Source organism: Streptomyces sp. NBC_00461, assembly GCF_036013935.1.
Lineage (GTDB): Bacteria > Actinomycetota > Actinomycetes > Streptomycetales > Streptomycetaceae > Streptomyces.
The window spans coordinates 1,153,973-1,165,169 of record NZ_CP107902.1 but is presented as its reverse complement, the minus strand read 5'-3'; the positions used below and the strand labels follow the sequence as shown (position 1 = coordinate 1,165,169).

Genomic DNA, 11,197 nt, shown 5'->3' with positions numbered 1-11,197 from the left:
CATGCCGTGCACGCCTATCGGTAGAAACGGGCAGACCATCCCGAAGGGTGGACGCGCAAACGCGGGGAGCGTTTGCGAGGTAGAACTTTTCATACGCAAGATCGGCGCGTCAACTGGTGTTAATCGCGGAGTACAGTGGCTGAACGCCCGTTAAGCCGCACCGCCTTGGAAAGGATCATGAAAGAGCCAGCAGAGGAGCCGACGAGTCTTCACGCGAAGAAGCTCAGTGACCGGCTCAACCGCCTGTTTGAAGTGGTGCACCCGCCCGGCCGTGGCCCGTACAGCAACTCTGAAGTGGCCGAGCTGATGGCCGAGCGAGGGCTCGAAACCGTGACGTCCACCTACCTCTGGATGCTGCGCACCGGTCGTCGGGACAATCCGACGAAGCGTCATCTTGAAGCCCTGGCAAGCTTTTTCGGCGTGCCTGCCGCCTATTGGTTCGACGATGAGGTCGCCGAAAAGACCGCGGAGGAACTGAAGTTGCTGGAATTGCTCCGCGATTCGAAGATCAAAAACGTGCTCCTGCGTCTGTCCGACGTCTCAGCGGACGGAAAGGAAGCGGTCCTCGGTCTCGTGGATGGCGTGCGAAAGATGGAGGGGCTGCCACCCTCCAACTAGCTGTATTCCACCTATAGTTCAGCAAATGATCAAGGAATGACAATGTGGTCCACGGGTCGGTGGCGCCAGGATGACCCCCTGGCCGCGCTGGAGCTTCCCGACGTCACGAACATCCGCGACCTCCGCGACGAGGTCTCCCGCCGTACAGGGCGCGAGGTGATACTGCAGCCACAAGAGCAGGCGCCGTCGGTCTGCGGGGCATGTGCGGTCCTGGAGGCCGTTATCTATGTGTTCTACGACCCGCGGACCAGCTGTCTGCATCAAGATCAGATCATCGCTCACGAGTTCATGCACCTGTTCCTCGGACACCACGAGGCCCGCCCGCTGTCCGCCGCGGCGCCGGCGCTCGTCACCACCATGGACCCGGCCGTCGTGCGGATGATGCTGGGGCGGACCAAGTACGACGACGCAGAGGAGCACGAGACCGAGCTCCTCGCCTCGCTCCTCCAGCGCCGGATCATTGACCGGTGGCTGCGCAGCGACGAGTCCTCCGGCGACGCGGTCCAGGACCGCGTCGCGCACACCCTGTTGCGTAGGCGGGTAGCCCGACCGTGAAAGACCTACTCCACCCGATCAGCCTCGTGGTCGCCATCCTCGGATTCCTCTGCCTTCTGAGGGATATCCCCACCCGTCGCCGCGATCCCGCCACCACGGCCCTGGCCTCCGTCTTCCTGCTCTCGGGCCTGTCGTTCCTGTTCTCCATCACTCCGATGTGGAACTACCTCGACCGCGTCCTGGGCACCGTGAACCTCTCCGTTCCCCTGGCCCAGGGCTGCGTGATCGCGCTGATCGCCTGCCAGCAGGTGGTACTCACCTACTGGGGATCGCCCCCGGACATCGCCCGCAGGAGAGCGCGGACCTGGCTAGGTGCCGGCCTCGCAGTGTTCGCGGGGCTGCTGGTGCTCTTCGCCCTGCTGACGCCGAGCGCACCGAGGCCGATCGACTTCACGTTGTACTACGCGCATGACAACACGTACGCCGCGTACCTCACCCTGTACGTCACCGCGTACACGATCGGCGAGGTACTCCTCGCCTGCGGCTGCTGGCGCCTGGCCCGGCGCAGTAAGCGCCCCTCCGTCCGCGCCGGTCTGCGGGTCGTCGCCCTGGGCGCCATCGTTACCTTCGGATACAGCGGCGTGCGGACCGGCAACGTCATCGCGGGCGCCTTCGGCATCTCTCTCGCCGGCTGGGAGAACTTCGCCTGGACGTGCGGCGACGTCGGCGCCATGCTCACCCTGATCGGGTGGCTGGTGCCCACGATCACCGACCAGGCCAAGAACGTTCAGTACCGGTTCAGGCAGTACGTCAGCTACTACCGCCTGCGCCGCCTGTGGCTGGCCTTCTACAGCGAAGCCCCCGAGATCCGCCTGTCGGTCGACCAGGGCGCCCCTGCCCAGAGCCGCCGCTTCCGCAGCATCGGGTTCAAGCTCTACCGACGGGCGGTCGAGATCCGCGACGGCCGCTTCGTGATCCGTCAGTACCTCGAAGCGGGCGTCCGTGAAAGCAGCGAAGCCCATCACAGGGTGCGAGGGCTCTCGGGTGAGGAACTGAACGCCGCCGTCTCTGCTGACCAGATACTCGCCGGAATCGCCGCCCGCAAGACGGGGGAACGTCCCCATCCCGACCAGCTCACCGACTTCGCCGATACCAACCCCGAGACCAGCCAGCCGATGGACGACATCGATGCCCTCCTCGCCGTCGCCCGCCACCTTCCCCGCCAACGCGCCCGCACCCCCCACCTCGAGCGAGCCTTCACATGACCGACCTGACCCGCCAGCCTGCGCATGTCCAACTGCAGGCTCTGGAGCGCCGGGAGATCTCCAGCCGCGAGCTGCTTGACCTCCACCTCGATCGGATCGACGCCAGCACCCTCAATGCCGTCATCACCCGCGACGATGACGCGGCCCGGCAAGCCGCTCACACCTCCGACGAGCGCCGAGCCCGCGGCGAGGCCAGCGGGGTCCTTGACGGCCTCCCGATCACCATCAAGGACAGCTTCGAAACGGCTGGCCTTCGCACAACCAGCGGAGCCCAGGAACTCGCGGACCACATTCCCGACCAGGACGCCGACGCTGTCGCGCGGCTCCGCCACCAAGGCGCGGTGATTATGGGCAAGACCAACACCCCCGCCTACTGCCAGGACCTCCACACCGACAACGCTCCCTTCGGCTCCACGCTCAACCCGCACGACCCAGCGCGGACGGTCGGCGGCTCCTCCGGTGGACCTGCTGCGGCGGTCGCCGCCCACCTCACCCCCGCCGATCTCGGCAGCGACCTTGCCGGCTCGCTGCGTCTGCCGGCCCACTACTGCGGGGTGTACGGACTGCGGCCGACACACGGACTCGTCCCGGCCCGCGGCCACATTCCCCGGCCGCCGGGCTGGCTCACCAGCAGCGACATGGTCACACCGGGCCCCTTGGCTCGCCACCCCCGAGACCTCGACCTGCTCCTCACCGCGCTCACCACACCGGCACCGGCCGAGGAAACACCCTGGCACCTAGACCTGCCGACGGCCAGGAAGGGCGTCGACGAACTGCGCATCGCGATCTGGGCCGAGGACCCGAACTGCCCCGTCGACCACGAGACCGCACAAGCCCTCATCACCCTTGAGAAGGCGCTGATCGCAGCCGGAGCCCTGGTCCGACACACACCCGGACCTGTTGGCTTCGCCGACTCCACGCGCCTGTTCCAACAGCTTCTGCACGCCACCGCGACGGCCACCACCAACGACGAAACCGCTGCCACTGAACTCGCTGCCACACGACAACTGCAGGACGACGACACCAGCCCCCGCGCGATCTTCCTCCGCCATCGGACCCAAACCCACCGCAGCTGGCTGCGTGCGAACGAAGAACGCGCCCGACTCCGATCGGACTGGCAGCGGTTCTTCACAGAACACGACGTCCTCGTCACACCGGCCGCACCAACACCCGCGATCCCGGCAGGAAGTCGCACCCTTACGGTCGACGGCCAGGAGCAGAACTTCTTCGACCAGACCGGCTGGGCCAACCTCACCAGCCACATTGGCCTCCCCAGTCTGGTCGTCCCAGTGACCACGACCACTCAGGGGCTGCCCATTGGCATTCAGATCATCGGGCGGCCGTACTCGGAGCGCGTTCTGCTTTCAGTAGCCGACAGGCTGGCATCCCTGCTTTGTGTCTCTGAGTGAGAACGCAACCCTCGTTCCTGTTGTGGATGCCGCCTCGGCCCGCCGACGACCTTCGGGAGGAGTACTGGATGGTGATCCACTTCCGGGGGTGGATAGTGGTTCTCTTCGAGCCAGGCGCCGGGCGGCCGTGGGCTCGATGAGCCCGCCGGGGCCGTCTGTCGGTGTCGGGAGTGTCCCGAAGGCGTTGGCCGACGCCTTCGAACAAGCCGCGTTGGACAACCTGCTGGCTGGAGCCGCACCAACGTCGGTGCCATGATCGAAGCCAACGGCCGCCAGAATGACCTCGGAGTGCTCGCGGGGATCCAAAACCATCCGGCCGCCGACAGGGGACAGCCAGAGGGCGGGCATTTGTCTGCACACAGAACCCGGCGTACAGCCCGACTCGTCTGCCAGCAGGGCTCTGACGCGTAAATAGGTGCAGGTCAGGACAGGTTCGGGCAGGGCCGGGTGACCCGGGTGGTCGCCGGGTGTGCCGGCTCGGTCGGTCAGGCCGCGCCTTCCAGTGGGTTGAGGGTGACGGTGTAACCGAGCTGGTTGAGTGCGTTGATCGCGCGGCGGGTGGCGCGTTGAGGGTCGCGCTGGGCGAAGTAGTTGCCGCCGAGTTCGTGGTAGGGCTTGTGGTCGGTGAGCATGTGCCAGATCGCGGTGATGATCGAGTGCTCGACGGCGACCAGGGCCCTGAGTGGGCCGCGGCGGGCGGTGAGCCGCTTGTATCGGGCCTGGAGGTAGGTGTCCTTGATTCGCACCGCGCCGAAGGCGGCCAGCCCGAGGGCGCCTTTGAGGTACGGATTGCCGGGGCGGACGTTGGCGCTCTTGGTGCGGCCGGCGGACTCATGGTGGCCGGGGCAGACCCCGGCCCAGGACGCGAGGTGTTGGGCGGAGGCGAACCGGTTCATGTCGCCGCCGGTCTCCGCGATGATCACCTCGGCGACGACGCGGTTGATCCCGGGGATGGTATCGAGCAGGTCGAGCGCGGGACGAAAGGGGGCCATCGTCTCCTCGATCCGCTCGTCCAGCTGCCGGATCGCGTCGGTGAGTCGGTCGTAGTGGTCCAGGTGCAGCCGGGTCAGGAACGCGTGGTGCTCGCGGAGGCGTCCGGTCAACGCCTCGGCAAGCTCGGGGATCTTGTTGCGGAGCCTGCGCCTGGCCAGCTCCGCGAGGACCTGTGGGTCGCGTTCCCCGGAGGTCAACGCCTCCAGCATGGCGCGGCCGGAGACGCCCATGATGTCGGAGGCGACGGCGGCGAGTTTGATCCCGGTGTCCTCCAGCAGTTTCTCCAGCCGCTGCACGATCTGGCCGCGTTCACGGGTCATCTGGGTGCGCGCCCGGGTCAGATCCCGCAGCTCGCGCACGTGCTGATCGGGTACGAAGGAGGGACGGACCAGGCCGTGCGCGCCGAGCTGGGCCAGCCAGGCCGCGTCCGAGACGTCTGTCTTGCGGCCGGGCAGGTTCTTGACCTGACGGGCGTTCACCAGGATCACGTTCAGGTCTTCGGCCAGCAGGTAGTAGAAGGGCTTCCAGCAGTCCGAGGTCGCCTCGATCACAACCAGGGTGACTTCGGCGGCGAGCAGGTGATCGCGCAGGGCGAGCACCGCATTCGTCGTTGACCCCCAGGTCGTGGTCTCGGTCGTGAACGATCCCCGCCGTTTGGTGCTCGGGGCGCGGACGCACGCCTTGGCGTCCTTCTTGCTGATGTCCACACCGGCGCAGCGTTCGTGCAGCACGTCCACGTCCCGATCCCCTCCCTCAACGGCCGAGTGGCATGCCGTTCCGGGAGGACCAGGGTGAATCAGGAATTCTGACGCACGTGCTCGCAGCAACACTCCACGGTTCCCGTGGACGGCCCTCAGTACCACGCTGACCTGCGAGCTCACCGGCATCACAGAGCAATCGGTTTCGGCCGGAACGAACCCCACCAGCGTCCCGCAGCGGTATCAGCCCACGTCAGAGGCGGACGGAGGCATCCCGGCGCGCGCCACAGGATTTACCACGCCCCCGGCGCGCACCGAAGGTGCGCTGGATCGCTGACCTGCCCTTATAGCCTGGTCGGAGCCCTTTGCCGTGTCTGGGCACATCCCGCTTCTACCTGCGAGTTCCCGAGAGTTCCCGTCGAGGTGTGCACGCGTTGTGCACTGGGGCGAGGTGCCGGGCGGTGAGTTCGATGAGCGCTGACACCGAGCCCCAGGAAGGAACCGTCAGGAGCCGAGGCGTCGATCCGGATGCGTGGATTCGACCGCTGTGCGCTTTGGTCGTTGCCGGGGTGGCGGCCTACGCCTCGTATGTGCATCAGCGAGAGCTTGCGATGCAGGGTGGAGCGGATGTGGTCAGCGCTTCGTTGTGGCCCCTGTCTGTCGATGGCCTCTTGCTCTTGGCGACTGTCAACGGCCACTCAGTTCTCCCCGGAGTGTGAAGTCCCACGGGCTGTTGGACAGTTTGGTCCCGGCTGTTCCTGGACGGTCCCACGGCACTTTTGACGGTCTCGGCACATCCTGGACGGCCGTGGCTCGTTGGTCCTTCCGTGACGGAAACGCGTGAGCCGGAGCCGGTGGACGACCGGCGGTGGATGGCCGAGCACCGGTACCGGGCGGTGCTCCAAGTGCTGGACGGGGCCCCGGTCGCGCAGGTGGCCCGGCAGTTCGGTGCGTCGCGGCAGTCGGTGTACACCTGGGTCGAGCGGTACCACGTCGGCGGGCTGGACGCTCTGGTGGACAAGTCGCGCCGACCGCACGTCTCGCCGCACCAGGTGCCCGCCGAGGTCGAGGCACTGGTCTGTGAACTGCGCCGCTCCTATCCACGGTGGGGCGCTCGCCGGATCGTCCACGAGCTGGGCCAGCGTGGTCTGGTGCCGGTGCCCGGCCGGTCCACGGTGCACCGGATCCTTACCCGACAGGGGCTGATCAACCACCAGGAGCAGAACCACCGCCGCGTCTACCGCCGCTGGCAGCGCGACGCTCCGATGCAGTTGTGGCAGCTGGACATCATGGGCGGGGTGTTCCTGGCTGGCGGGCGCGAGTGCAAGCTGGTCACCGGCATCGATGACCACTCCCGGTTTATCGTGATCGCCAAGGTGGTCGCCGAGCCGTCCAGCCGCGCGGTGTGCACCGCCTTCGCCGAGGCCATGACCACCTACGGGGTGCCGTCGGAGGTGTTGACCGACAACGGCAAGCAGTTCACCGGCCGCTTCACCAAGCCGGTCCCGGCCGAGGTCCTCTTCGAGCGGATCTGCCGGGAGAACGGCATCACCGCCCGGCTGACCAAACCCCGATCACCGACCACCACCGGGAAGATCGAGAGGTTCCATAAGTCCCTGCGGCGTGAACTGCTCGATCATGTCGGTCTGTTCGCGGACCAGGCAACAGCCCAGGCTGCCATCGACGCCTGGGTGCATGGCTACAACCACAGCCGGCCGCACCAGGCACTCGACATGGCCGTGCCCGCCGCCAGGTTCCGCCCTGCGGCCAAGGACCCGCAGCAGGACCGGCACGAGGTCCACCTGCCCGAGCCGCAGGACAAGACCACGCCTGCGACGGGCTGCTGGCGCCGCAGCTGCCCGCGCCGCTGCCCTCACCGCGGCTGCCCGTCGACGAATCCCACATCAGGGCAGTGGAGTTCGAGGCGCTCATCTCGCCGATCGGCAGGCTGTGTCTGCCCTCCGGCCAGCAGCTGAAGTTCCCCGCCGCGCTGGGCGGACGCACCGCCACCGTCTGGGCTGATGAGCGCAGCATCCACGTCTTCATCGACGGCGAACTCGCCCGCACCCGCACCTCCCAGTTCACCGCTGCCGACCTGAAGGCGCTGGTGCAGCGCGGCGGGCGGATTGCCGGCCTCGAACCAGCGACGCCCGCCCTGCCCGACGGGCCGCAGGCCCCGCTCGTGGTCGAGGTCGATCGGCTGGTCGGCCGGGACGGCGACGTCGGCCTCGGCGGGCAGCGCGTCAAGCTCGCGGCCCAGCTCGCCGGACAGCAGGTCACCCTGCGGTTCGACGGCCAGCTGATGCATGTCATCGCCGACGGCCGCGTGGTCAAGACGCTGCCCGCGCCCATCCCACCGGAGCAACGAGCGCAGATCAGCGGAGTCCGCAGCCCGCGCACGGCGATCATCCCTCCTTCGGCGCAGGCCCTGCGGGCTCAGCGCAAAGTGCCGGTGGACGGCGTGGTGATGGTCGGCGGCCAGCGCCTGCGGATCGGTCGGGCTCACGCCGGGAAAGCCGTGACCATCCTCATCGAGGACACCGTCTTCCGCGTCCTGGACGGTGACGTCGAACTGTCCACCCATGCCCGCACCAGCGACAAGCCGATCAGGCAGTTCAAGGCGGTCGCGCGCACGAGGAAGTAGCGACTGTCCAGCATCTACCGGTGACGTCCAGCGTCTCCTGGGACCAAACTGTCCAAGATCTCGCGGGACCTCACACCGTCAGCGACAGCCGGTCTGCTGAAGCCGACGGGACCCCGTTCACGTCGCGCGCGGGGTGCTGTGTGGTCGGCGTTTCTGCTGGGGATCGCGGTCTCGCTAGCGGCGAACGTCGCGGCGGCACCAGCTCTGAAGTGGAAGCCCGTGCTGGTGGCCGGGTGACCGCCGGTCGCGCTGCTGCTGTCGGTGGAGCTTCTGGTGCACCGCCCGATCGATCGACTGATCGGAGAAGCCGGGCCGGAACGAGTGGACGGTGGTGAACCGAACGGCGATGATCCCTTGCTCGCTCAGGCTCGGACGATCGATGCCAGGCATCGGCGTCTGCATCAGCGACCCGTCTCGGCCGAGACCTTGCGGAAGGAACTGCGGGTCGGTTCGAGTCGGTCGAGGCGGTTGGCCACGCTTGTGCGGGACAGCCGTGGCGAGAGCCGCGGTGCTGACGAGCTTCGTGATCCGGTGAACGGACAGAACTGACGGCAAGCGAGTGAGTTGCGTAGATATCTTGCCAGAACTGGATAGCAGGGTTCCGCTTTGACGGCGCTTGAACGAGCGCGCGATATGGGCCCCCTCCTGGTCTCGGCGGTGCTACGGGAACCGTCACGCACAGCAGCGCCGCGAACGCTGCACCCATTTGATCAGACTGCGCAGGTTCGAGCCCCCGGCTGGGCACCGACAGCATCTGTACGGCCCCGTACCGGCCGTGAGCTGGTTCTTTCCGGCACGGTCGCGGTGCCGCGGGTGCGTCGGCGTCGTCGTAGGGGTGGTTCCCGGTGACCGGCCCGAGGGAAACGCCACGCGGTGCGTCTGTGAGTGTCCGTGATGCTCCTCCGAGTGGCGCTGGTGCGGGTATCCGGGCTGAGGTGTGGGTGCGGCGTGGTTGTGCGTTGGTGGTGGCGTCGGTGGCCGGGTACGCCTCGTATGTGCATCAGCGGGAGTTCGCCCTGCAGGGCGGGGCTGACGCAGTGAGCGCAACGTTGTGGCCGTTGTCGGTTGACGGCCTCTTGTTGCTGGCGACTGTGGGGCTGCTGAACTCGTCCCGGAGCGCGGGGCGTCGGGCGCGGACGGTGGTGTGGCTGGCGTTCCTCCTCGGGATCGCGGTGTCGTTGGCAGCGAATGTGGCGGCTGCTCCGGCGCTCGCGTGGCGGCCGATGTTGGTGGCGGGCTGGCCTCCGGTGGGTGAGTGGCGGTTCCGTTGTCGGCGAAGACGTCGACGCCGGTGCTGGAGGGGTCGGGGAAGATCTGGTGGGTGAGGACGTCCTGCTGGCCTGAGGCGTTCTCTGCGTAGACCTCGACGGAGGACGCGTCGGCCAGGATGTGCAGGCTGGGGGCTTGCCGTCGAGTGCGGCGGGGCGCGCTCGGTGCTGGAGAAGCTGGGGTCGAAGTCGGTCGTACCCGAGGCGGTGCGGTCCAGGTAGACCTCACTCGTCACCAGATGGCCGGTCGTATCGGAGGTGAAGCAGACTCATCGCGCCGCGAGACGGCCGAGGCAAGCCCGCACCCCGGCACCTCGCCGACGGCCCTCTGTCGTGGCATGGGGAGATCAGGCTTCCGGTCCCTGTGCGTAGGCAGCAGACCCGGGGAACTCCCGTGCCGGGGGAGGGGGCAGGGGGGTCGGCGAGATGCGCAGCCCATCGACGACCAGGGCGAGGTAGCGCCTGCGGCCCGCGCCGTCGGGATCGCCTAGACGCACCGTGGCCAGAACCATGACGATGACCGCCGCCAGGTCACGAATCTCCAGCTCCGGTCGCACCACCCCCGCCTCGACGGCACGTCGTAGCAGCCGTTCAAGGGAGCGCAGGTAGCGGTGCACGCTTTCGACATCGAACGCGTCGGACTCCCGGGCAAGGGAGAGGATGACCTGCCGTTGAGCCAGTACATCGATGCTGGCCCCGAGCACGTCGACGAGATCTCGCCACGGATCTTCGGTGTGCGCCGCCGCCATGGGCTGGATCTCCGTGGTGAGAACGTGGTCCAGGATGGCTCGGACCAGCTCGTCGCGAGCGCGAAAACGCCGGTAGACCGTCATCACACTTACCTCCGCGCGCCGAGCGATCTCCTCGAGGGTCACCTCCGGCCCGATCTCCTCGAACGCCTGGACCGCGACACCGACGATCCGCTGGTAGTTACGAGCCGCATCAGCCCTCAAGGTCCGTCCCTGCGTCGCCATGACTGCACAGTAGTACGCGCTGCCGGGCCGTCGGCCGTCCACAACCTGGCCGTCAGGCCACGTGCGGCGACGTCAAGCCGTACACCGCCAGTGCGGCGGCACCTCCGGTGCTTTCGTTGTGACCCGTTCCCTGGGTTGTGACCATCATGAAAATAAGTGAAAGCCAACTAACACTTATCGCCAGAGCGGTGCTACGGTCCAGGTGTGATGAGCAACCTCTTCCAGATCACAGACAAGGTCGCCGTGGCAACCGGGTCCGGCCGGTCATTGGCGCCGCGACGGTGGTGGCACTCGCCGAAGCGGGCGCCGACGGGGTCATCGCTTCGCGCACCGAGGAGGATCTGACCACGGTGGCCGCGCCCTTCATGCAGGAAACCGGGGGCGGAGCGATCGCCCACAGCGCGACGATCCTCTCCCTCGCCTCACCCGCGAATTCCCAGGTCACCGGCGAGATCATCGAAGTCGACGGGGGAGTCAACTTCCGCCCGTCGGCCTTTGGCCGTCGGGTCTGTAAAGCACCCCATGGGACGACGGGCCGGCCGAATGGGGGTGCGCGCTCGGTGTTCTCGCAGGACGTGCCGGGTCGCCTCCGCCGCATCAGTGGTGACATCACCGTGTTGCGTCCGGCCACGGAGAGCGCATGCTCACGGGCAGCCGGAGCGGCACACTCCGCGGCAGCCTTTTCGGGGGGCGTACGAAATAGCTCGATCTGCGACGGCGAGGCGCACCCGGGGCGCCGTACAGCCGTGCCTGCTCCGCCGGCGACGTGGCGGGAGGGGTGCGCCGGGAGACCGCGGTCTCGTCGGCGAAGGCCTCGACCGTCAGGGTCTCGC

Annotated in this window: 8 protein-coding genes and 2 pseudogenes; 7 read left to right on the top strand and 3 right to left on the bottom strand. The window is 67.6% G+C overall.

Features of this window, described 5'->3' with window-relative positions; translation table 11 throughout:
* Positions 1-135 precede the first annotated feature (135 nt).
* From OG870_RS05725 to OG870_RS05710, 4 genes are read left to right on the top strand one after another with little or no spacing between them, the layout of a single operon-like run.
* A complete protein-coding gene (locus tag OG870_RS05725) occupies positions 136-618 on the top strand; it encodes an XRE family transcriptional regulator (protein ID WP_266586682.1) in 483 nt (160 codons plus the stop codon).
* A 42-nt stretch (positions 619-660) separates the two neighbouring features.
* On the top strand, positions 661-1,173 hold the full coding sequence (locus OG870_RS05720) for a hypothetical protein (RefSeq protein WP_266586684.1): 513 nt from the start codon (positions 661-663) through the stop codon (positions 1,171-1,173).
* The gene (locus OG870_RS05715) at positions 1,170-2,378 is read left to right on the top strand and encodes an MAB_1171c family putative transporter (RefSeq protein WP_266586686.1); all 1,209 of its coding nucleotides are present in this window, start codon (positions 1,170-1,172) and stop codon (positions 2,376-2,378) included. The genes OG870_RS05720 and OG870_RS05715 overlap by 4 nt, the downstream gene beginning before the upstream one ends.
* The gene (locus OG870_RS05710; protein ID WP_327690688.1) at positions 2,375-3,787 is read left to right on the top strand and encodes an amidase family protein; all 1,413 of its coding nucleotides are present in this window, start codon (positions 2,375-2,377) and stop codon (positions 3,785-3,787) included. Before OG870_RS05715 ends, OG870_RS05710 begins: the two co-directional genes overlap by 4 nt.
* A 485-nt stretch (positions 3,788-4,272) precedes the next feature.
* On the opposite strand, the gene OG870_RS05705 is transcribed toward OG870_RS05710, so the two are convergent.
* Positions 4,273-5,517, bottom strand: a complete 1,245-nt coding sequence (locus OG870_RS05705; protein WP_266586690.1) for an IS110 family transposase — start codon at positions 5,515-5,517, stop codon at positions 4,273-4,275.
* Positions 5,518-5,948: 431 nt separating this feature from the next.
* Between OG870_RS05705 and OG870_RS05700 the strand changes: the two genes are divergently transcribed.
* From OG870_RS05700 to OG870_RS05690, 3 genes and pseudogenes are all read left to right on the top strand, one after another.
* Positions 5,949-6,197 carry a DUF2637 domain-containing protein gene (locus tag OG870_RS05700; protein ID WP_266586692.1) on the top strand — a complete coding sequence of 83 codons (249 nt, stop codon included), beginning with the start codon at positions 5,949-5,951 and terminating at the stop codon, positions 6,195-6,197.
* A 153-nt stretch (positions 6,198-6,350) separates the two neighbouring features.
* Positions 6,351-8,122, top strand: a pseudogene (locus tag OG870_RS05695) (IS481 family transposase).
* A gap of 845 nt (positions 8,123-8,967) precedes the next feature.
* Positions 8,968-9,447 (top strand): DUF2637 domain-containing protein, encoded by a 480-nt coding sequence (locus OG870_RS05690; protein ID WP_327690687.1) that lies wholly within the window; start codon positions 8,968-8,970, stop codon positions 9,445-9,447.
* Here the strand turns inward: OG870_RS05690 and OG870_RS05685 are convergent.
* Together OG870_RS05685 and OG870_RS05680 are read right to left on the bottom strand one after the other, a co-directional pair.
* Positions 9,437-9,619: pseudogene (locus OG870_RS05685) on the bottom strand (hypothetical protein); the annotation flags it as partial. The gene OG870_RS05690 and the pseudogene OG870_RS05685 overlap by 11 nt on opposite strands.
* A 118-nt stretch (positions 9,620-9,737) precedes the next feature.
* Positions 9,738-10,364 carry a TetR/AcrR family transcriptional regulator gene (locus OG870_RS05680; protein WP_266586694.1) on the bottom strand — a complete coding sequence of 209 codons (627 nt, stop codon included), beginning with the start codon at positions 10,362-10,364 and terminating at the stop codon, positions 9,738-9,740.
* Between the last annotated feature and the right edge of the window lie 833 nt (positions 10,365-11,197).